At 48.2% G+C, this 23162-nt stretch carries 17 protein-coding genes and 2 pseudogenes; 2 read left to right on the forward strand and 17 right to left on the reverse strand.

The window, feature by feature from the left end; translation table 11 throughout:
• Nucleotides 1–7 precede the first annotated feature (7 nt).
• The 14 genes and pseudogenes from IEY53_RS26025 to IEY53_RS26090 form a co-directional block, all read right to left on the reverse strand.
• Nucleotides 8–175 carry a hypothetical protein gene (locus IEY53_RS26025; RefSeq protein WP_189030194.1) on the reverse strand — a complete coding sequence of 56 codons (168 nt, stop codon included), beginning with the start codon at nt 173–175 and terminating at the stop codon, nt 8–10.
• Nucleotides 176–351: 176 nt separating this feature from the next.
• Nucleotides 352–1830 (reverse strand): 2,6-beta-fructan 6-levanbiohydrolase, encoded by a 1479-nt coding sequence (gene levB, locus IEY53_RS26030; RefSeq protein ID WP_373293939.1) that lies wholly within the window; start codon nt 1828–1830, stop codon nt 352–354.
• Between the two features lie 152 nt (nt 1831–1982).
• Nucleotides 1983–3354, reverse strand: a pseudogene (gene sacB, locus IEY53_RS26035) (levansucrase).
• Between the two features lie 304 nt (nt 3355–3658).
• Nucleotides 3659–4510 carry a PRD domain-containing protein gene (locus tag IEY53_RS26040; RefSeq protein WP_189030198.1) on the reverse strand — a complete coding sequence of 284 codons (852 nt, stop codon included), beginning with the start codon at nt 4508–4510 and terminating at the stop codon, nt 3659–3661.
• 35 nt (nt 4511–4545) lie between these two features.
• Complete coding sequence (locus IEY53_RS26045) at nt 4546–6126, reverse strand: PTS transporter subunit EIIC (protein ID WP_189030200.1); 1581 nt, start codon at nt 6124–6126, stop codon at nt 4546–4548.
• A gap of 428 nt (nt 6127–6554) precedes the next feature.
• Nucleotides 6555–7613, reverse strand: coding sequence for a flavin-containing monooxygenase (locus IEY53_RS26050; protein ID WP_189030202.1), 1059 nt, complete (start codon nt 7611–7613; stop codon nt 6555–6557).
• A gap of 42 nt (nt 7614–7655) precedes the next feature.
• Nucleotides 7656–8060 carry a MarR family winged helix-turn-helix transcriptional regulator gene (locus IEY53_RS26055; protein WP_229696370.1) on the reverse strand — a complete coding sequence of 135 codons (405 nt, stop codon included), beginning with the start codon at nt 8058–8060 and terminating at the stop codon, nt 7656–7658.
• Nucleotides 8061–8076: 16 nt separating this feature from the next.
• A complete protein-coding gene (locus IEY53_RS26060) occupies nt 8077–8898 on the reverse strand; it encodes a class I SAM-dependent methyltransferase (RefSeq protein WP_189030207.1) in 822 nt (273 codons plus the stop codon).
• Between the two features lie 111 nt (nt 8899–9009).
• Nucleotides 9010–9348: a protein-tyrosine phosphatase family protein gene (locus IEY53_RS26065; RefSeq protein WP_189030301.1), complete on the reverse strand. Its 339-nt coding sequence runs from the start codon at nt 9346–9348 to the stop codon at nt 9010–9012.
• 89 nt (nt 9349–9437) lie between these two features.
• The gene (locus tag IEY53_RS26070; RefSeq protein WP_229696372.1) at nt 9438–10361 is read right to left on the reverse strand and encodes a sensor histidine kinase; all 924 of its coding nucleotides are present in this window, start codon (nt 10359–10361) and stop codon (nt 9438–9440) included.
• 34 nt (nt 10362–10395) lie between these two features.
• Nucleotides 10396–11193, reverse strand: a complete 798-nt coding sequence (locus IEY53_RS26075) for an ABC transporter permease (protein WP_189030211.1) — start codon at nt 11191–11193, stop codon at nt 10396–10398.
• Nucleotides 11186–12112: an ABC transporter ATP-binding protein gene (locus tag IEY53_RS26080; protein ID WP_189030213.1), complete on the reverse strand. Its 927-nt coding sequence runs from the start codon at nt 12110–12112 to the stop codon at nt 11186–11188. The genes IEY53_RS26075 and IEY53_RS26080 overlap by 8 nt, the downstream gene beginning before the upstream one ends.
• 81 nt (nt 12113–12193) lie before the next feature.
• Nucleotides 12194–12874: a response regulator transcription factor gene (locus IEY53_RS26085; protein ID WP_189030215.1), complete on the reverse strand. Its 681-nt coding sequence runs from the start codon at nt 12872–12874 to the stop codon at nt 12194–12196.
• A 173-nt stretch (nt 12875–13047) separates the two neighbouring features.
• A complete protein-coding gene (locus IEY53_RS26090; protein WP_189030217.1) occupies nt 13048–14985 on the reverse strand; it encodes a hypothetical protein in 1938 nt (645 codons plus the stop codon).
• A gap of 158 nt (nt 14986–15143) precedes the next feature.
• Here IEY53_RS26090 and IEY53_RS26095 point away from each other — a divergent pair, with 158 nt between their 5' ends.
• The gene (locus IEY53_RS26095; RefSeq protein WP_189030219.1) at nt 15144–16013 is read left to right on the forward strand and encodes a hypothetical protein; all 870 of its coding nucleotides are present in this window, start codon (nt 15144–15146) and stop codon (nt 16011–16013) included.
• Between the two features lie 153 nt (nt 16014–16166).
• Nucleotides 16167–18128: an AraC family transcriptional regulator gene (locus tag IEY53_RS26100; protein ID WP_189030221.1), complete on the forward strand. Its 1962-nt coding sequence runs from the start codon at nt 16167–16169 to the stop codon at nt 18126–18128.
• 33 nt (nt 18129–18161) lie between these two features.
• Here the strand turns inward: IEY53_RS26100 and IEY53_RS35960 are convergent, their stop codons facing one another.
• The 3 genes and pseudogenes from IEY53_RS35960 to IEY53_RS26110 all read right to left on the reverse strand — a co-directional run bounded on the left by IEY53_RS35960 (nt 18162) and on the right by IEY53_RS26110 (nt 23054).
• On the reverse strand, nt 18162–18398 hold the full coding sequence (locus IEY53_RS35960) for a glycoside hydrolase family 30 beta sandwich domain-containing protein (RefSeq protein WP_308424260.1): 237 nt from the start codon (nt 18396–18398) through the stop codon (nt 18162–18164).
• Nucleotides 18387–19586: pseudogene (locus IEY53_RS26105) on the reverse strand (glycoside hydrolase family 30 protein); the annotation flags it as partial. The gene IEY53_RS35960 and the pseudogene IEY53_RS26105, both read right to left, overlap by 12 nt.
• 792 nt (nt 19587–20378) lie before the next feature.
• Nucleotides 20379–23054 carry a beta-glucosidase gene (locus IEY53_RS26110; protein ID WP_189030303.1) on the reverse strand — a complete coding sequence of 892 codons (2676 nt, stop codon included), beginning with the start codon at nt 23052–23054 and terminating at the stop codon, nt 20379–20381.
• Nucleotides 23055–23162: the final 108 nt, after the last annotated feature.

Here is a 23162-nt window from a genome sequence, read left to right on the forward strand (position 1 = left end):
CTCACACTTAACTAAAGGTGAAATCCTGCGAATTCATGAGCCTGCGTGAGAAAACTAAATTATTTCGAGGGAGCTTAACGAAAACAAGGAGCAGTTCTGCCGTGGCATATTTCAAAATAGGATTAGCCCAATATTCGGCTCCAGTTTCTTCATCACCTATTTTTACTAAATACAATGTATACGCCCCCTCTGAACTCATAGATGGATACCATCCTAAATCCGAAATTAATCCTTTCTTTTCATTTCTAAAATAGAATATATCCTCATTAGAACAGATCCGAAGGCTGGTGACGAACACTAATCCATATCAAACAGCCTTCAGGAATCCCTTATTTTCAATCCGATGCTGTACTAGAAATGCTTGATCACTACATTGTTAAAGATCGCTGTTCCACCTTCTGAAAAAAGAGTAATTCCTTTATCCTTTAATCCCGGAAAAATCACATTGGAATAAACAATTGACCCATCATCCATAAAAACTTCAATGCTAGTTTTATCGACGAATATCTTTAAATGAACGTTTTTCTTGCTTATATCGAATGGAGCCCTGCTTTCTAGATATTTCCCACTCTTGTCGGGCTGTCCTGTAGAAGCTCTATTGACATAAGAGTACTGACCTTCTATAAAAACTCCGACATCAACATGGCGGTTGTGGTCTTTTGATTCCCGAAGTCTTAATCCTACATTCTTGATCTCTGACCAGGATATATCAGTGTCCAGCTGGTACGTATCGCCTGTTATATTAAGTGTTGTGGAGCCATTAACTTGTATTTTTTTAAAGGAATCCGTTGAATTTGTCAATTGATTCAATGCTTCGATGGGTTGTGAGACCAAACGATACGTATGATCGCCTGCTTGTTTCAGTTTAATTTGACGAACCATCGAATCCTGACCATTAAACCCCTCTCTTAATGTTGGCGTATTATGGGGATAATCCCAATTGTTCATCCAAGCCAAAGCATAACGATGATTGGTGGTGTCACTGCCTCTACCCTCTTCAAACGTTACACCGCCATACCAATCAAATCCATAATCCAACCATTGCGGTTTATTGTGATCCGGGAAAAATTCCTTTCCATCAAAGTTACCGGTCCAGTAGGCATAGGTGTTGGGTTCGCCTAATGATTTTCCATTTGCACTGGCGCCAAGAACCCATTTATAGGCCCCGTCATCCGCTCGCATTCTATAAAGATCAGGACACTCCACAAGTCCGATATCTTCTGTAAAGAAGCCGCTTGTATAGTGCCATTCTTTTAGATCAAAAGACTCATAAAAACCTATTTTCGTTCCTTCCGCCATGGTCATCACCCATTTATTAGCCTCATGATCCCGAATAATTTTTGGATCTCTAAAATCTGCTTGGCCCGGATTCGGCAGAATAGGCAGGTTGCTATAAGATTTAAACGTTGTTCCCTTGTCCGTACTGTACCATAAGTATTGTTCCTGCTTCCCGCCACCTGCAGAGGGCTGTGTCACAATGGCCACAAGAGCCCCTTGTCCAAAACCTGCTGTATTTGCATCATCCACAACGACGGATCCCGACCATGGATCGCCATTTGAGTTTGTATATTTAGGAATCGCCACTCCTTCATCTTTCCAATACACCAAATCCGTTGATGTCGCATGCCGCCACTCTGTACCATTACCTTTTGGATAGTCACGATTGTAAAGATAATAATAATGATATTTTCCATCCAAATAAATGGGCCTCTGCGGGTCATTTTTCCATTTGTCGGGAGTAGTGAAATGATAGTTGGCTCGATAGGATGGCTTTTGATGAACCCCTAATCCAATGATTATCAAACCTATGACACCTGTGAAACAAATAATGAATACACCTAATGGTTTAAAAGCTTTCTTATTTTTGTTCAAGTGAATACCTCGCTTTTTTTAACCCCTACTTCTTTCTACGTGCTTTCCCATTTTAAAAAAAGAAAATGCCAATTTACATCGGCATTTTCTTTTTGATTGGTGGTTTTTTGTTAGTTAATCGTTAACTGCCCTTGTTCAAGGATGCTATCTTTTACCACAGCAGTTTTGGATCCTTTAATGTTCAATAAGAAACTTGGCGCAAAGGTAGAATGATGGTCGGAGAAATAAGAATTACCTTCAACTTGCGGAGTCGCAAAGTGAGCGTAATTCCAGGTAATATCGTAAGGATTAAGATCCTGATGCAATACCAGTCCTGTACCGTTTAATGGCTTGTAAGGCCCGGTTAATGAATCTGACACATAACCCAACATGTAAATATCTTCTTTATCAATTCCATCGATGAACATTTTAGAACCTCTCGAACTTGTGAATAAATACCATTTACCATTCAATTCAAATACATTAGCCCGTTCAATTTCATCGGTTACTGTATTGGATGCAAGCAGCGGTTTCATTACTGATTTCAAAGTATAATCATCATTTAACTCAATGATGCCTAATGCACCGTTCGCGATAGACATGAACTTCTTGTCAGGGCTTTGCAGCAATTTCTTTTTCTCAGCTTCGAAGAAGACATTGCTTCCACCATAGTAAGCTTTATTAAAGAAAGATTCCTCTCCCTGGTAACCCGTATCTGAACCGGTATTCGCTTCAAATACAAGGTATTTACGGCCATTTTCTTCCACATAGTGAGGATCTCTTAAAGTATGATTATCGGAATAATCTCCTCCGCCGAAAGCTTGCTCAACCGTTTGATAGAATTTACCGTCTCCATCAAAGATTGATTTGAAATCTTCTACGCCGTCTACTTTCAACGTATTGGCGTCCGGCGCCGACACATTGATTTGAGCTGTTGTTAAGGTTTGCTTACCAAAAAATCCGGATTCCGCTATCCAAGGATGGCGGTTTGTATAGAACAAGCGAACTTCTCCATCAGAGGTTAAAGTTGCTGAACCTGACCATTCTTCCGCCTGATTGTTTAGAATAGGATCGTTTGGACCTAATTTGTCAGTATCTTTAAATACTCTGCCCGCAAAAAGTGTCCGATCCTCTTTTAGGGTCTCCCGCCAAACCAAAAACGATGTGGTAGCCGTTATAGTTTGCCACTGTCCCATCCGCATTTTGCAGCGGCCAGGTATCCCAAACATCCATTTCAATTTTGTTGCCCCACTCATCATACTTTATGGCAGAAGGAATGTTCTTTATTGTCGAGGCATCGAATTGTGGCACCTTAAATTGTTCGCTGTTTTGCTGCTCAGGTAATTTCAGCATGTCGGCACGTGTAATGTGGGTAAAGTCATAACTTTCTTTATAATCGTTACTGTCTTTTTCTGCTCCAAAAGCTTGAGCTCCACCTCCTACCAGCAATGTTGACATAAAGGTTACTGCTGTTGCTTGTCTGACAAACTTCTTGATATTCATAATCCTAGCTCCTTTTCCACTTCTTATTTTGTCTCCTCTTAAACAGAAAAAAGACCTAAAAATTCCTATGGGAATAATGGTGCTATCCCCAATGGATTTTTAGGTCTTGCCTGCTTAACAGTAACAATCCCAACATAATTTTGTTGTCAGGGCTATTCTATAATTTTTTAACAGAGGATGACTATAGACCAAAACTCTCATTTTATTTAAGCCTATAGAAGGATATGTATTCCCTGTAAATCCTCATTAATACCAGTTATTTTTAAACATATCAAGGGACTAAATACCTATAATAAACTATTAATTACAATAAAGTAAAATCCTTTAACCGTGTGTTTATCCGGTTGATCTCCATTGCGATATTTACCAGCTGGCTGTCAGTGAACGTATATCCGTAGTCCTCTTCCACCTGATCGCCGATCTCTCTGGCTTGCGAGTAGGCCAGGGCGTAGCGCTCTTTGGCGATCAACACAATTTCCGGGTTCAACTCGTTGCGAAGTTTCCCCGCTTCATCGGATTGCAGAATATTTTCGAGCTGGGTCACCAGACGCTCATAGCTGGCAGAGCCCCGGTCCAATACAACCCCGGCGGTTTGCCCCACTCCATCGGTAATATCCCGGATCATTGCAGTCATATCTATATCCGTCCCGTAAGTTCCAGCATTATTCCAGGCCGTGTGGATATGCATAGCGATGTATCCTACCTCATCCTCGGGAATTTCGATCTGCAGTTTCTCGAGAATAATCCTTTTCGCATGAAGTCCGATCTGGAACTCTCGCGGATACAAAATGCGAATTTCATTCAGCAGCGTATTCTGAATCACCATTCCTTTGTTGATCCGCTCCAAGGCGAATGAGAGGTGATCCGTCAACGCGATATGAACATGTTCATTAAACGTTACTTCCAATTCGCGTTCGGCAAATGAAATAATTTGCTCGGACACCGCAATCTCCTCTTCGGGCAGTGTCCGCAGCATTTCCTCCAGGTGGCCATACTGATCCGGATCGTCCATAATGAACACTTTCTCAATAAGGGACGGATCAATAATATCATTTTTCCTTTTCTGAAAGGCAATACCGGAACCCATGACAATCTTCTCTTCTTCAAGGTCGTGTACCACAACCGCGTTATTGTTCAGAATTTTTTTGATTTTCATGATATTCTCCTATGCATTTACAAAAGTATTTTCGATCAGTGCTTCTTCTGAAACGGTTTGTCAACTCCAAGTATCCAAGTAACTGCAAAGGCGGTACCCGCCGCAAGCAGAAATCCGATCAAATAATGGATTAGATTAACCTGTCCAGGCAGGACGATAAAGGCAATCATCGGAATTCCCGTCAAACCGAACGAATTGGCCACCACGTGATGGAAAGCAACATAAGCCCCTCCTACGGCGCCGCCCGCCGCAGCTCCCAAAAAGGGATAGCCCAGCTTCAGGTTGACGCCAAAAGCGATCGGTTCCGTGATGCCGAGAAAGGCGGTGATCGAGGCCGGCAACGCTACTTTTCTCAAGGCGTCATCCCGGGTTCGGGCATACACCGCAAGTCCGGCCCCGCCCTGCGCAATATTCGCCATCGACCAGATGGGAAGCAGAAAATTGACGCCGATGTCCGGATTGGAAATCAGTCCAATTTCAACGGCCTGAATTCCATGATGCAGCCCGGTCACCACGATGAAGCTGTAGACTCCCCCAAGCAGCAGCCCGAACACCGTACTCCCGTAATTGAACACCTGTTCCAGCACACTGCTAAGAGAGCCGCCCAGCTCCGCCGCGAGGGGGCCTATAACAATAACGGCTAGGCTGCCTCCAACGGCAAAGCTTAGAAAGGGAATCAGCATTATAGCAGCTGACGCCGGAATGATCCGGCGTAATCCCTTTTCGATAAAAGTCATCAGCACAACCGCAAGAATAATCGGAATTACAGTTCCTTGATATCCGAACTGCGGCGCTAAATCTGCCGAGCTTAAGACGCCTCCGCCGGAGCCTGTTCTTCCTACAAATCCGGGTCGGGTCATTACAATCCCGATCGCAGCGCCGAGTACAGGAGTGCCCCCAAATCGCTTGGCCGTATGGTAACCAAACATCACGGCCATAATCTGAAAGGCCGAGCCAGTCAACATTGACAAAGTCCGAAACCAGACGCTGTCCCGTGGCGCCCAGCCGAAGGCCTCCATCATTCCAAGCAGGCCAAGCAGCAGGCCGACCGCGACAAATAGCGGAATAATCGGCACGACGATATCGGAAAAGAAAATTACCGCATCCATAACGCGGCGGAGTACGCCCGGTTTTTCCAGGCCTTCCTGTTTCAGTGCTGACGAAGCAGCGCCGCTCTGCAGAGTCCTTCGTTTCCATACCTCCGACAGGGATGGGAACAGGGTACGGCCGGGCCCGTCGATGCTGCCCACTTTTTCCGGTTCGGACGATCCGTTAAGGTTCTCCGCTTCCTGTTTCTGATTCGGCCCGCTGTCCTGAAGGATGCGGACAACCTGACGGTGTACCTTAAAGACGATTGCCGGTCCTAGTACAATTTGCAGGTGCCCGGCTAGAACAAACACACTCTGAACACACTCCATGCTGGAAAGACCGGTTTGATCTGCCTGAGCAGTGTTTTGCAGCCTAAGGCGGATCCGTGTCGTGCAGTGAGCGGCTTCCAACACATTGTCCGGTCCCCCGGACAGCTCAACTAGACGCACGGCCAATTCCCTTGCCGTACTGCTGATCTCCTTCGCGCTCTGCCCTTCCTGATCCGGGCGGATATTCCCTTGCGGCATTTCAGCCCCTCCTACCGACACTCTTTACCAAGCCAGACATCCTTGTAAACATAAAAAAAGACCTTAAAAGGGTCAGATAAAGGTAACATTTTCGTAATATATAGTGGTAATCTTATTGTGACAATGATCGATTATAAAATCAATGGTTAGTAATTACCACCTTATCAGGAGATAAAACAGGCCTTGCGGCTTAGTTTGAAATACTTCTTGATTGGTTACACGATATTTTGAACTTTATTGCTTTGGTAAAGACCTTGCCGCTGCTTTCTGGCAGTATGGTGGAGTTATATCAGATCAGTAATATGACGCACCATTTATTGGAGCCGTTCGACGGACATCCTATAAAATTGCTAACCCTTTTGATCAGCCAGTGCTTTGAACTTTTGTTCATAGTTAGCAAAAAGCAATATTAGTAAAAGGGGGATCCGTCATCTTTTCAAAAAACGCTTAATTTTCTGCACGACATATTTTGCATCTGGCCCGACTCCGCGAACCGTTGCTGACGCAAAGGAACGCTGATTAGATAATCCAACGTAATAAAGTCCAGGAACTTCTGTACTGGCACCGGCAACATGCAGTGGTCTGCCATCTGATGCAAGTGCACCTGTCCCACTCAGAAAGGGGACATTAGGACGATATCCTGTAGCGAATATCACAACATCAACTGGTTCCCGTTCCCCATTCGCCCAAACGACACCTTCTGGATAATAACCGGAAAACATGGTTCTTTGATCCGGATTGCCGTTGTCCATTTTCTTACGGTAACCGCCAAGGTCGAACACAGAAATCGGACTGGGCGGTTGTTTTCCAATTCGGTAAAAAGGGAACGTGTCAATACCTGTGATTTTCAACCAGAAGTGAAGATCAAGTCCCAGTATGCGCTGGGGCGTAAATCGAACCTGGTGTTGAACAGCTAACGATACGTTGGCATAATCGGCAAGCTCAACTGCAATCTGCACACCTGAATTCCCTCGACCGACAACGATAACTCTCTTCTCCAGGAATGGTTTCGGATGTTTATATTCGGATGAATGAAGAATTCTGCCTTGGAATATATTCGCTCCTGGAAGACTCGGAAGATGGGGACGATGAAACGAGCCCGATGCGCTAATGAGTGTTTTTGTCCGAAATCTATCTCCTGTTAGAGTTATAACATTAAAGCCGCCGTTTTCGACGTCTATTCGTTCTACTTTTTGCTTTACCTTTATCGGAAGCTGGAATTTCTCCGCATATTCACGTAAATAAGCGATGACCTCATCTCGCAGCGGATACTCGTTTGGACCTTTTGGGAAAGGGTATCCTGGCAATGATGAATACTGGGCGGGAGAAAACAACTTTAAACTATCATAATATTGTGGCCATGATCCCGTGGGCTGATCACTGGCTTCCAGGATCATAAAGTCTAGCCCAGCCTTTTGCAAATGATATCCAGATGCAAGGCCAGCCTGACCCCCTCCTATAACCAGGGTATCGAAAATTTTCTGCATGTAATCATTCGCCACCTTATCCTCTTCGAGTGTTATCAATGTCTAACAGCAGTTATTCTTATTTAGTGCATTGATTAACAGTTCCAAGCTCTCTGCAACCTGCTCCCTTTTGTTCTCTGGAATATCCTTCATAATATTTCTGAAATAAGCGTTCAGAACAGAGCTGATTTGTTCATGGAGTACCTGCCCCTTTTGGGAAAGCATCAGCTTTACATAACGCCGGTTTTCCGGATCTGTAATCCGTTCAATCCATTCATTCTCGACAAGAGCGTTGACCGTTCTACTCATTGTGCTTTTATCGAGATTAAGTACATTGGCCAGATCAATGAGTGAGATTTGCCCGGCGAGCCCAATCTCCATTACCGCATGACATTGTCCGATCGTTGCACCACAGCAGGCAAGCTGAGTTTTTTCCAAAGCTCCAATATTTTTATCAAAAGCTCTCATTAAATTTCGTAGTAGATCAACGGTTTCCATGGATATCACCTTTAACCCCTCTATACAGGCCATAGCCTATTTTGCCATCCAAGACGGCATTAAAGAAAATCTTCTCATTCTCCATGACCTTGGTTACACCACTGATCCCATGCTTCTGCAAAATCCGTTTTAGGGTCACTACCCTTTCCGGAAAAGTAAGCAGCTTTGAATAATGAATGACTTCACGGTCTTTTCGTACCTTCCAGAACCTTTCGGGCTTTGACCACTCTTCATGCTCCGCTGTAATGTTAACGGCTCCTGCCTTCTGCAACATATGATTCCATTCTTCAAGCTCCAAGGGAGTCGTTCCATACCTTTCAGACAGTTCTTCCTTTTCCATGTCCGATATCCGCTTCTTCCAGATGGACTCATGGATCACTACTGTACCTCTCGGCTTTACTACGCGCACCATTTCATTAAGCACTTGCTGGGAGTCATCGGGAATTCCGACCGCGCACTCGTTAATTACGGCATCAAAGGAGTTATCGCTGAAAGGTAAAGCCTGGGAGTCTCCCAGTCGAAATGAAACACGATTTGTATTACCTGACCTTTGAGCTGAGTCTGTAGCTGATTGGATCATCTTTTCAGAGATATCTATACCCGTTACTTGTACTCCGTAGTTCTCCGCATAGAATATCGCTTGTGTTCCTCTTCCGCTGGAGACATCCAACACCCGCATTCCCGGCTTAAGCTCTGCAACCTCTGCTGTTCGCCTCGTTAAATCAAACCCTCCAGGATGGAGCGTTTCGATTCCACTGATTTCAATTGCATCCTCAATTGTGGGTTTATGTATCCCTTTTCTTTTCATCATCATCCCTCCGCCATTAGAATGTAACACACAACTGTTGTATTTTGCAACTCAATAACAAAAAAAACTACCTCCATTAGGAAATAGCCCTTTTGAATATGCGTTTTAATTTTATTTGGATGGATAAAAGCCCTTCAGTACATCACGCATATCCTGCTTGATGTTGATATCTGGACGTTTTTCTTTGGCCAAGGCCTCAGCCTCTTCTACAGTTGTAACATGGCCTAATTCAAGCAGTACGCCAGTGGCAACCGTTCCTGTACGATTCCGTCCGCCAGCGCAATGGAAATAGACAGTCTTCCCGCTATTCACTGCTGCTGATACCGCCTGGATCGCTGCTTGAACTGAACCTTCTTGGCCGCTCTCATCTTCCACAATGGGAAAATGATGACGGGTTACCTTGGCAGGAAAGCCTTCTGCTTGGATACCGGTATCTCTTAAATCAAACAGATCAGAAACTTCTTATAGGGGTACCGCCAACAAATGTCCCATGTCTGGTCTGAGCCTGAGCAGGTGTCTGTCCTTGCGACAGTTTTGCATCATTCCGGATCGACTGATTCGATCTTCTTCAATGATTGTTCTCTTTCTGGTTCTCTCTGTAATTGAACGCTTATTTCCAGGAACCCATCCTGCAGCGATGCGCTTGCGCCGCCGCCCAGCTGGTCGGCCAGCAGCTTCACGATGGCGAGTCCCAGACCTGTGCTTCGGCCCTTTGCTCTATCCGCTGTATAAAAACGTTCAAACAGCCGCTCCGGCTCAAGCTCCGCAGCGTTCTTCACACGATTCCTGAACAGGATGAACGCATGCTGCGCCGAACCTAACCGTACTTCAACATCTCCGGCAGAATGCATGGCACAATTCCGGACTAAATTCTGAATCATGCGGGTCGCCATTTCTTTATCGGCCCAGGCAAACACCGGCGCATGCTCCACCATATGTACCATCAGCTCTTTTGCTTCAAAAACTTCGATGGACGCCGCAAGACATTCCGTGACCAGATTCGTCAGATTAATCCGCTCCAGCCGGGGCTGCGGCTCTAAGTTAATATAATAGGAATACTCAAAAAAGTGTTCAATCAATGCGCCCAGTTCATTGGCATGCTTTTGGGCAATCCCCAGCTTGTGCCGCTGATCGTCTGACAATTCCTTGCCCGCGATCAGCTGCTGGTATCCTTTAATCGCCGTAAGCGGAGTCCGCAGATCATGCGAGAGATTCGCAATCAGTTCCTTGAACCGTTGTTCCTCCCGTATACCGTCAAGCCGGAGATTCTCCTCCGCCTTCAGGCATCTGTTGATATTGGCCGTCAATCGATTCAGATCCCGGTTGATTAATTCAAGGGTAAGCGGCTGCCTTGTTTTATTCTTCAAACGTTTCTCAATCTGCCGGTTGATGCTGCGGAATTGCACCTGGAGAAAGATGATGTACCCGGCGAGCACAAGCACTATAACAGTCAAAATACTCACCGTGATTAACAAAGCACCTTCACCAGCCTTTCACCTATTTGATTTCCGCTCTTCTAAAAGCACTGTACGCGAGAGCCAGCATGACAACGATAAATATCAGACTAACCGAAAGGGCCTGAAAAAGCTCACCCATTCCCGTATCCAAGGTTAGCAGCGTGTAGTTGGCACCGAATGGAGTGCCGGCCATGATATTTTCCAACACATGTGAGCGCTCCCCCAGAGCCGCTAGCTGCCCGCAAACAATGCTGAATCCATAATAAAAAGCAACCACAAGAACCGGTTTCTTCAGCACAAGGGCAAGAGGAACCGTAATGCTGAGTTGTGCTGCGTATACGACCATCAAGGTCAGCATTACAGCTAGCAGTCTGGCTGTCTCCGGTATAGACAAACCTGTTCCTGCTTCTGCAGTCAGCACATGCAGAAACCCTAAGGAGACGGAGCCCATTCCGAACTTGGAATCTGTGCTTAACGCAATCCCGGTAATGACGGCATAGGGAAGCAATAGCACAACCAGGGCAATGCAAGTTACGGCTGCTTTGCTGAGAATGACTGCCCCCCTGCTGCGTCCGGTGGCAATAGCATCGTGAATGGTTTTATTCTCGAAATCCCCGCATATCAAAAGTCCTGCGACCACAGCGCCAAGAATGCTGATTACGTTCATATCAGAGAAGAGGAACCCGATTCCGCTCATGCTGCCGTCCATCTCACCCTGGGCGATCAGATAGGCTATCCACGCCATCAAGGACGCGCTTGCGACAGTGATCCCGACCAGTACTTTAATGGCTGTCGATTTACGCAATTTGAACAGGTCGGCCCGTAGCAGATTATACATGGCTCTTTGCACCTCCAACCACAGTCATGAAGTAGTCTTCCAGCGTATCCCCGGCAACGGAAAGGTTGGTAACCCTAATCCCATTATCATACAGAACCCGGGAGACCTTCTCATTGTCGTCCAGATAATCATAGAGCTTGACAGTATGATCAGGCAGCACCTTGTAATGGGTTGTATTCAGCTTCATCTCCAGTACACTTGCCAATTGTTCAGGCTGCCCGCTACTGATGAGGATATGCCGTTTACAGCGTTCTTCCAGCTGCGCCAGCGTAAGCGTCTCTTTCACCTTGCCTTGATGGATGATGATATAATCCGACGCGGTCTGATACAGCTCCGGCAGATTATGGCTGGAGAGCAGAATGGTCATCTGGCGTTCATCGCACAATTTCTTGAGCAGTTTCCGAATTTCTACTACGCCAACCGGATCAAGGCCATTGACTGGCTCGTCCAGGATAAGCATTTCAGGATTCCCGAGCAGTGCAACCGCAATCCCCAAACGCTGCTTCATGCCCAGGGAGAAGTTTTTGGCTTTCTTGCTTCCGGTATCCGAAAGTCCGACAAAAGCCAGCAGTTCCTCTTCCACTTCCTCATTCGGGATGCCCCGCAGAATCCGGTGGAGTCTGAGATTATCCCTTGCGCTCATGCCGGGAGTCAGGCTCGGATGCTCAATCATACAACCCAATCTTTTCCGTTCCACCTGCAAAGCCTTCTCGCCCCTGGCTCCAAAAAGCTCGATACTGCCGCTTGTGGGAAAACCAAGACCCGCCACCAGCCGCATAAATGTCGTTTTCCCCGCCCCGTTTTGTCCAATCAAACCATAGATTTTACCGGCTTCGAGTGTCAGGGACACTTCGTGCAGCGCATGGCTGCTCCGGTAGCTTTTTGTCAGGCTGTCTGTTCTGAGTACATAACGTGTCATTTTGCTCACCTGTCCTTTCTAATTGAAGTCTAAGTGCCAAAGGTTTAGAAAAGGTTAAGGCAGCAAAAAAAAGCCAAACTTTTATCGTTTGAATAAACGGTAGCCGAGTCCCCATACTGTTTCGATATATTCCTTATGGGGACTGGCTTTTTTCAGCTTGTTGCGCAGATTGCTGATATGCGTCTTGACCGCATTGTCGTCTCCAAGATATTCATCCTGCCAGACCGATTCATACAGATTCGCTTTGGTAAAGACCTTGCCGCTGTGTTTCAGCAGCAGCTCCAAGATCATATATTCCTTGGCGGTCAACTCTATTTCATGGTTGTCTATACTCACCCGTTTGGAGCTGACATCCAGCAGCAAATCGTGATACCGCATCAGTGTGCTTGCCTGCTTCTGTATATGGGTACGCCGCAAATTGGATTCAACCCGGGCCACCACTTCCCCCAGATCAAAGGGTTTGGTGATATAGTCATCCGCCCCCAGCTTAAGCAGATCAATCTTTGTGCCGACTTTCTCCTTGGCCGAAATGACAATGACCGGAATGTCGGAGAATTCCCGCAGCTCCTGAAGAAGTTCATCCCCGTTCTTGAAGGGGAGCATGATGTCAAGCAAGACCAGATCAACGCTGTGATCCCTGATGACCTGAAGTTCCTCTACACCACCAAACGATGATTTCACTGCATACCCGGCGTCAGACAAAGCTTCTGCCAGCAGGAGATTCACATCTTCATCATCTTCAATGATCAGAATCGAATGCACGATACTCTCTCCCCCTTTCGTATGGAACCTTTGCCCGGAAAAGTCCAGATTATTTTAACATAGAACGAGGGAGTTGAATATTCCGAGGATAGGATGGACCCCTGCACCTGAGCGATGCTCAGCGCTTAAGGGGATCATGAAACGGCCACTCATAAGCGCTACAGTCATCGCCTTTATACCTGATACGCCTTCCGCAATAACTTGGCATATTGCTCTGGTGGGCTTTTCTCCAGGTGCTGTATCAAATCCAGCGACTGATTCACCCATAACTCCATGCGGTCCACTTCCTGCAGCAATTTAAGGAACGGTTCGTACAAGCAGGGATTCTCAAGCACAAGCGGATGCTTCCGGTCCAGCAAAGTTGCCCACCGTAGATAGTTCCCGCAGATCAGGGGTGCGGCAGATCCTATCACAAGTTGCAGCTTGGGACAGGACTTGAGAAGCGCCGCTTCAGTTGGCCGATCTTCCTCCTCGTAGAGAGCATCCTCGTCAAGCTTTAGGCCCAGATTGCGTTCCATCCGCTTGAATGCTGCTCCGAGCTTGTCAAGATCTGCTTGTACAGCATCAGCATAACCTCCCGTGAACTCCTTCTTATTCCACGAGATTCGATTTATCTGCTGGATCGCATACTCCCGGAAGCGGTGATTCCAAACTTCCGCAGTTTTGCTGTAGACGTCGATCGGCTCTTGGCCGATTAATTTCTGCCAGCTGCCTTGATGAAAGGCTCCCCCGCCCACCTCAATAAAACCATGTTCCTTGAGGATGAATCCGCCCACACTATACAGCATAAGCAGCGGCTCATAAATGCGATATACCTCAGCCGCGATTCTATTCCCTTGCTGCGCATACTTCATATAGAACAACGTCAGCATGCAAATCGTAGGGGCAGAGGATTCTCTTAATCTTGTGATGACAGTGTAATCAGGTTCGATTTCATACTCCGCAGACAACCCCGCTGCCATAAAGGGATGAAAATACAGTGGGTGCACGTTCGCCTGATGTCCTTCTGCGAAATTGGACATCCGGCGCAAAAACTCCTGATATAACCACCGGTCCACCAGATGTTCCGCCGCTGTTCTTCTGGAGGTTAAACGGGGGGCCAGATCGGCTAAATAGGAAATCAGCTTCAGGATCTTCATATCTCCGTTCGCTGCGGTATACTGAATGAGAGCCTCATCGTAATCGGCTTCATGGATCTCAAGCTCCGGGGCTTGTGCCAAGAAGTCTCCAACCGGATGCGTGGCGGATACATCCCGTTGACCGGTTACAACCAACACCAGCTCCGTCATATTTCTCACCTTCCCCACAGTAATCCTTGAGTAATCGGCCGTCAGATATTTCCGGTGATTAAACACATAACACTCTTTGTGATTCTCTAATTCCACCGTTTCTCTATCTGGATTATAGTAGCAGGGGAAAGGAAACCCTTGAAGTGAAGCCACACCACCGTAGCCCGCCTGTGCCAAATCATCCAGATCAGCGGCATAGGCAGTCGCGGTGATCTCTCCCGCTCTATTAAGCTGAGTCCGTACATATAATCTCCCATCGTGATTCTTCCACCATTTAACGAGTCCACGGCTGGCCTCCGCCAGCAATAGCGGTGCCTTCTCTGCCGCAGCCAGCCAGGCCTTAACCTCGGACTCATAGATGGTTTTGACCACCCATTGTCTCTGCCGGCACACCATACTGTATTTAACAGCTTCATCCTCCAGAAAATGCTCGATGCTCTCCGCGAGCGGATTCAGCGTTGTTGAAATGAGTGTATATAGCCTGCCTTGGCCATCCATATAACCACTTAACTTCCAGCTGTCTCTAATCATATGGATACATTCCACCAGTTGTGTCCCTTCATGGTTCAGAACCTTGGGGACTTTTCCGCCAGCCTCACCGTTGCCCATAACATCCAGGATACAGTAGTGCTGATCCCTCATGCCAAACGAATAACATACCCCGCCATACTGCGCCTGAAAATCCAGCAAACCCGGGAAAAGGGGGACAGCATGCTGTCTGAACTCTTTTTGCAAAAGCTCTCTGTCAGTAAGCGCGGGTCTTCTGCTGCTATTTAAAACAAACTCCCTGGCCAATGCCGATAAGGGGGATGGATGATTCATATTATTCCTGCTCCTCTATCCAAAAGTTGATACCTGTGCCTAATTCTAGCATGTCCTTCCCAAAAGATGTACAAGAATGCCGCTTTGCATTAAGCGCCTGTTCCCCTTTATACTTAAATTTACCATCCTATTTTGTGTGTGAATGAAAGGGGCCTACTATGGACAAAAGTTTGCTGAAGGTACTAAAGAAACTCTATTTGCATTCCAACTACGACTACGACAGTGAGCGTGGAGTTAGCCGGTACCGGGTAGACACCCTGACTCCTCCCGAGCAAGGCTTGCTGAAGAGCAGCGGCTGGGAGCCGAATGAGCTGGAGCATATCACCCACGATGGCGTGAACCGTGAACTGCTCGCTTTGCAAAAAAATGAGCATTTGTCGTGGTCCTCGATCACGGACGCCTTTGTTGCAGGGGTCGGTGGCAGCCAGCCCCGCGGGATATCCCCGCTCATGAGTTATCACTTGATGATCCATACGAAGGAACATGCCTATGAGCAGGCCGAACGGTTCATCTGCTGCAAAGATTGCGGACTGCATAAGGATCAATGGGATAATTTGTCCTATATACGTTATGCCGTGCATCTGGGGAATTACTATGGAACGACAAGTGAGGGAGCCTATGTAGATCTCAAAGAGTTTGCTGACATTCTGAAGCAGCAACCCCTTACACCTACTGCCGAGGATATCACTATTTTCAAGCAACTGCTGCACAGCCTGGATCAGGCAGCGGATGTTGAGACCCCGGGACAATACGAGAAGCGGCTCACATCGGAAAAGCTGGTTAAAGGTACGGCAGGCATCCGCAGAGGGATTCTTCAATCGCTTGGTAGGGTCGGTGTTCTGCCGAACCGGGTTCTGCCGCTAAGTTTTGATACTTGGACGAACATCGAAGATCTCCTCAACGGGGAGCTCGAACTGAACAACACCAAAGGCCGGTCCGATATGTCTATGCCTTGGGCAGGCTGGCAGGGAAATCTCGGCGTCGATTGGGACAAAGCCCGCCAGCTGTTCGGGGCTTATCTTGAGTAGTAGTCCTTCCTAAGAAGACCATAGTGGCTTATCGCTCCCTGGTTGTCATCAGCCTAAACTATTGCAAGACTTCATCTTAAGAGGTTTATGGGGTACAATTATATTGAGAATAATTCTCAATATAATTGTACAGAGAGGAACTGATCCGCAACTATGAATATCAGCGATCATGTCCAGATTTGGAACCAGGCTGTGGTTAAAGTGCTGGATGTCAGGCATCATATACTGGAGCCTGGCGAACGCCTGCCTTCCTATACCTTTCCAGCCAGCGTATTTATATATATCACCACAGGCCGGGCACGGATTCGGCTGGATGGTGAAGTTCATTATGCCGACCGGTTCCATGTGCTTCATGGCTGTAAAGGCGCCTGCCTGGAACTGGAGGCCGAATCGGTTGTTGAATATGATCTCATCCTCTACAAGGCCTCCTTGCCACAGAACTGCCTGTATGAATTCCGCCAGCTCTTGGAGAGCGACAATCCATTCGAGCAGAAATTCGGGTTCTCCCCTATTGAGCCGATCCGTCTGCTGGAATTCACCCAAACGATGAACCAGGGCTGGAATGGGGCAGATAATCTCGCTAAACTCCAGGTTAGAGGTCTCTTCTATCAATTCGTCCATGAGCTGCTGCATCAGTTGCGGCAAGGGAAAACAGAGCGGAACCAGCATAGTTTGGCCGAGCAGGTCATGCGTTTTTTATCCGAGCATTACCGGGAACCGGTGTCCATGGAAGCCTTATCGGCGGTGCTCCGCTACAGTCCGCAACATCTGTCCCGCAAGTTCAAGGAACTTAGCGGGCTTAGCCCGATCGAATATGTCATCAAGCTGCGCATGGAGAAAGCTCAGCATCTGCTGCTGACCTCCGAGGCCACCCTTCAGGAAATCGCCCGCCGCGTGGGGTATCAGGATTGGTTTTATTTTAACCGCATGTTCAAAAAATACGTAGGCACGGCCCCGGGCCAATTCAGGAACCGGCATCCCAGCCGCCAAGACAAACATTCGAATCCTGCAAAAAAAGCGTTAAAAAACTCCATTGTAACCCCCTTCCCGCAAAGCTATAGTAATTACGATAATGAAAATCATTATCAATACATAGCAAAAGGGGATTTCAACATGAACAAAGGCTCCAAGACGGTGATGTTATCTATGATTTGGCTCTGCTTCTCTATTATGCTCAGTGCATGCGCAGCGGGAAACACTACTCCGCCCACGGCGAACAATAACGCTTCAGCTGCAACTACAGAGCCGGCAGCCGCGCCCGCCTCTTCCCCCACCACGGACGAAGCTGCTGCAAAGACCGGTACCCGAACTGTATCAACAGCATTCGGCGATGTAACCATTCCTGTGGCACCGCAGCGGGTTATGGCCGTTGACTATCTGGGCGATGTGCTTGCACTCGGAGTTACACCCCTTGGCTCCAATGATATGTTATTGAAAAGTCCTTACCTGGACGGTATGTTGACAGGTGTGGAGGCGATCGGCGACTCTTTTGAGAAAGTGCTGTCTATGGGCCCGGATCTGATCATTACGCATAACACCAAACCTGAAGCGTACGAGAAATACAGTAAAATAGCGCCTACCGTCTCGATCCCGCCCAAGACATTCACCAGTGTGGATGAGGAGCTGACCTACTTCGGGGAACTGCTCGGCAAAGAAGATGAAGCCGCTGAATGGCTGAAGACCTATGAAGCCAAAGCTGCCGCAGCCAAGGTCAGAGTGGAACAGGTTGTCCCCAAAGATGCCACCTTCTCCGTCTTCCAGGAGTATGACGGACAAGTATTCATCTTTGGCTACAAATCGGGCCGGGGAGGCCGGAACATCTATCAGGTGCTCGGTCAGAAAGCTCCCGCCTCTGTTCCAGACGGGTTGATGCAGGAAATCTACGCCGAGATCTCTCTGGAGAAGCTGCCGGAGTATGCAGGAGATTATATCGTGCTTACCTCCAACAGAACTCTTGAGGAGCTGCAAGCCGATCCGATCTGGGGTTCGTTAAAGGCTGTGCGGGAAGGGAAAGTCTATCTCTGGACAGAAGAAAACTCCTGGTACCGTGATCCGATCGCGCTGCTCGCGCAGACAGAGGACTTAGCAGACTGGATTGTCGGCCTGTCCAAGTAATCCAGTCTTGAGAGGCCCTAAGTGTAAAGCAGCTTAGTTCGCATCACTTATCCACTTATAGGTCACTGCCGACTTGGGCGGCAACGTGTAATCGAACGTTCTCCATTTCCAGCGGACCGTAAAAGCCTGCTCTTCATTACTGGTGTTGGCGGCTATCAGCACCAGGGAGGCGTCCGGATTCTCGTATGCCACGGTCTCGATCCGGCCGCTGTACTGCGTAGATTCAATCCGGACTGCGCCGGGATCAACGAACTTGCTGGCGTGTCCCAGCGCGTAATATTCAACATTTTTAGCGACATCCCCCGTCTGTGGATCAATTGTCACCACACCGCGGCAGTTCGGGCAGCCGCCATTCTCGGGACCGCCGTCCGGATCAAGCGCCAGATTCCAGAGCAGCACGGTTTTCGCCCAGTTGCGCGGTGAGCCGATGATCAGATTGGACATATCCCAGCTGAAGTTTTCGCCGAAGTCACTATTCCATTCGCCGCCGCTGCATTCGGTGAAATAAATGTTTTTATCCGGAAAAGCTTCATGCACCTGACTCATCGCATCCGGCGTTCCCGCATAACAATGATAGGCTGTCCCATCCGTATAGTCGGCGGCTCCGCTGTCTCCCTGCAAGGTGCCGGCATATTCGGCGGCCTTGTCCCAGTTATGATCGAAGCCGATCAGCTTCGTGTCCATTCCTTCTGCCGCCAAGGCCGGGCCCAAATAATCCCGTATAAAACGTGCCTACTCCTCGGCCCCCATGCTCATGCTGGGATAATCCGCTGTCGTGAAGCCAGGCTCATTCTGAATGGTCATCGCGTAGATGGGCAGACCTTTGGCTTCATAAGCCTGAATGTATTTCACAAAATACCGGGCATACGCTTCATACACCGCCGGATCGTTATAATCGAGATACCACCCGTTCAATGTCCGTTCCCCAGCGTATTTCATCCAGGCCGGGGCTGACCAGGGCGTTCCCATCAGCTTCATTTGGCTGTTCTTACGTTTAATCTCACGCAGCAGCCAAATGACATCGGCATCTTTTTCCACCGAGAAGTGCTCCAGCTCGTAGTCCTTCCCTTCCTCCACATCATCATACGTATAGCTGGCGGGCTGACCGTCTGACGTCACGGAATAATCTGATGCGCCGATGGTATGCCGTACAAAACTCAAGGAAATACCAGTATCGGTAAATAACTCTTTCATCAGCTGCTCCCGCTGCTCTGCGGACAATTGTTGCTTGATCAGGTAAGCGGATGAACCGGTTGCCGCCGCACCAAAACCATCCATCGTCTGGTATCGCTGCTCAGAATTGACGTCTATAGTCAGCTTCTGCGTATCTTCGGAGGGTGCGAAGGCAAGCGGCGTCTTGGGTGTCAACAGATTGGACTGATCCGCGGTAGTCAGCCACAGCTGCACCTTGCGGGCAGGTTCTATCTGACCAGAGTACCGGAGCATCAACAGAAGCATAAGCACTGCCGCGATAGTGCCTGAAGCAATCAGGAGCCGTATAGGTGTAGGTTTAGTTATTGTTTTCAACAGGGTGTACCGCCTTTCGGTTCGTTCAATAGAAAGGGGCTGTCTCAGAAGCCAGAATTGGCTGCCAGAGACACCTCCTCGAGTCGGATAGACATTTGCATTTGTAACCTCCGACTAGTAAAGGAATGTTCCGACTATCCCTTTTAACAATGGTTCTTGTGGAGCGCTCGACCAGTTTGACCGGCTGCCCGTTCTGGTGCATTTAGTGCAGCCAAATCGCTTCGGGAGGGGCTAGAACATCCATTCTGATGTATTTTGTACATCGAAAATATCAAAAACATCGAAATACAGGCCTGCCCTGCCTTTCCTGATGTACAAAATGCAGTCAAATCGAAAAAAAGCCAGGTTTGCCCGCGTTCTGATGCACAAAATGCAGTCAAACTAAAGACTTATCTTACTACGTAAGCTTCTTTCGTCACTACGGTGAATGTTTGGACTTTCGGCCGCTGCCCGTCTTCAAATTTCTTCAATTCAACCCCTACCTGTGGTTGAAATCCGAAGACAGGTTACGCACATTAGACAGCGGTTATGAATGGCTCGAGGTCGGATGGCTTTCGCTAGCCCATAAACGGCTAAATCAAGCCGCAAATGACCAAAAACGAGAGAGCAGCGCTGCTCCGGATAACGGGAGAAGCGCTGCTCTGCTGTCTTTTTACGGTTTTTTAATAATGAAAAAGGCTGTCTCATTCGTAAAATAGTTCATTTCGGGAACAGCCTGATGCATCAGTTCCCTTTAATTTGGATGTTTCCTTTGAGACGGATATCCTGCGAGGAGCTGCCCACATAGATCGGCACGCTGCCACTTGGCATGACCCACTCCTGCTTACTCTCATCCCAATACGAGAACGCTTTGGCATCCAGTTCCACGGTTACCCGCTGCTGTTTGCCTGCTTTCAAGTCCACTTTGGCAAATCCGGCCAGTTGTTTCTCTGGCGTCTCGACTGCTGTTGGCAGCTTGCCTGCGTACACTTGAACGACTTCAGAACCGTCTACCTTGCCGGTGTTACGCAGATTGAGTGATACTTCCAGCGTCTGGGCTTTGGTTTTGCCCGTGGTTTTGGCTTTGGCTTTGAGGTTGCTGTATCCAAAAGTCGTATAAGATAAGCCATGTCCGAATGGATAAGTTACATCCAGTTTTTCTTTATCGTAGCCACGGTAGCCAACGAAGATACCGTCAGTGTAATCCCCCACCCCATTTACGCCCGGGAACTGGGCTGCGGTTGAAATTGGGGTTGTCTGTTCATTCACCGGGAACGTTACCGGCAGCTTACCTGACGGATTCACATCGCCGAACAGGATGCTGGCTACCGCATTCCCTTGCTCTTGACCGGCATACCATGCCTGCACAACGGCTGGCACCTTATCCTGCCAGTTATCCATTTCGACAGCACGGCCGCTCATTTGCACAACAATGGTGTTCGGGTTGGCAGCCGACACTTCACGGATCAGCTGCTCCTGATTGTTCGGAAGCTCAAGGTCAGAGCGGTCAAAATAACCTTCACTGTCATACGTACGGGTTACGATAATTGCCGTGTCGGCTTCCTTCGCCGTCTTTACCGCCTTCTGAATCTGCGGGTCCACCACACCGGTTGGCGGGGTCCATCCGAAACGCACGAAGCCGCCGTTGTCGTTGCCAGTCATGTTCTCCCAATCTGTACGATATTCAATCTTCAGCTTATGCGCCTCGCCGGCAGTAAGCGAAAGTGTGAACGACGTTGTATCCATCGTCTTCCCTTCGTTCTCAAACAGAAGTTTATCATCCAGGTACAGCTGGCTGGAGCCGCGGCTGGTCAGGGAGAACTCATATTTACCTGTCTTCGGTACAACAATATTTCCTGTCCAGCGTGCGGACATCATTGCATTCAGACTAGTAGGCAATGAGTCAAGCTTTGGAGATTGAGAATTAAAGCCTTCATAGTTATAGAAACCAAGATTCATATTAACTTGTTTGTCTGTACGAACCACGGCCGGCTCGCCTTCCAGCTTCGTATTAGTGAAGTATTCACCGGTCAAACCTTCCCCGATGGTACTGGAATCTCCAGAAGGTGTGAGCAATGATGAAGGTACGGCATCGGGTCCGGCTACGATATCCCCGGCAGAAATCGGGTCGCTACCCGGTGCGTAGTTAACGGTTACTCCGTCACCCACGCGGGATTTAATACCCTCAAGCGGACTGACCGTGTAAGTCGGATTTACAAGCGAGCTTCCGCCGCCCGCAGCGGAGGCGTTATCCGCATCAGGACCGATGACAGCCACCGATTTCAGAGACGCGGCACCCAGCGGGAGTGTCGAATTGTCATTTTTCAGCAGCACCATAGACTCTTCGGCAATCTCGCGGGCAATTTCGCCATGCGCCTGTGCCGGAATCAGATTATTCTCAACAGGCTTATCGAACAGCTGTTTTCTGAACATTTGCACCAGAATCCGCGTGGCCATTTCGTCAATCTTAGCTTCAGTGATTTCACCGTTATTTACGGCTGTCAGCAACTGCGCTCCCCATTTGCCGAAAGGCTCTCCAGGCGTTTCCAGATCAAGACCGGCCAAAGCCGACTTGGTTGTTGACTGATTGGCGCCGTAATCGGACATGACGAACCCGTTGAAATTCAGCTTATTCCGCAGGACATCTGTCAGCAGCTCCGCATTGTCACAGGCTTGCACGCCATTGACGAAGTTAAACGAACACATTACAGAACCTAGGTCCGATTCCTCAATGGCCGCGGCGAACGGGCGGGTATAGATTTCCTGTATGGCCCGCTCACTGACTTTCACATCCGTAGTGAAACGCTCTGTCTCCTGATTGTTCATCAGATAGTGTTTGGCAGTAGCAATCACCGGAAAGCTCTGAATCCCTTTGACGTAAGCCGCTCCCAGTTCGGATTGCAGCAGCGGATCTTCTCCCAGCGATTCAAAGTTACGGGACCCCCAAGGTACACGGGCAATATCCAGGCCAGGCCCGAGTAGTACGTTATGCGTAGAGTTGAACGCTTCATCTCCCAGCAGCTCTCCGTATTTTTTGGCTGCTTGCGTATCCCATGATGCTGCCAGTGCAATCGGAGCTGGCATTGCGGTCGATTGTTTGTCCTGAATATCGGGATTGGCGATCCGTACCCCGGCAGGACCATCCGCCATAGTAAGTGCCGGTATACCGAACTCTTTATTGCCTGCATTATAGAAACCATAATAGTTGTTTACATTCCCCGTAATAAAATCAACGGTGTCCTGCAAATCCATGGCCTCCAGCAGCAGCTTGGTGCGGTCTTCCGCAGATAGTGCGGTGTTCATCCATGGCTTATTCCCGTTCCCGGCCTCAGCTGCGCTTGCCGTCTGAAACGGGGACAGCATAATTGCTGCCGCAAGGGTAGATTGCATGACTCGAAATGCCCATTTCCTCTTCTTCATCTTCACCAAAATCATTCTCCTCTTCCTTCGCAGTTCACAGCCTGCGGTTTTTGTCTGTATGAAGCTGTACTCCAGTTTCAATTGCAATTGCAAGGTTTGGAGTATGTA

It is taken from the genome of Paenibacillus albidus, assembly GCF_014644435.1.
Lineage (GTDB): Bacteria > Bacillota > Bacilli > Paenibacillales > Paenibacillaceae > Paenibacillus_AQ > Paenibacillus_AQ albidus.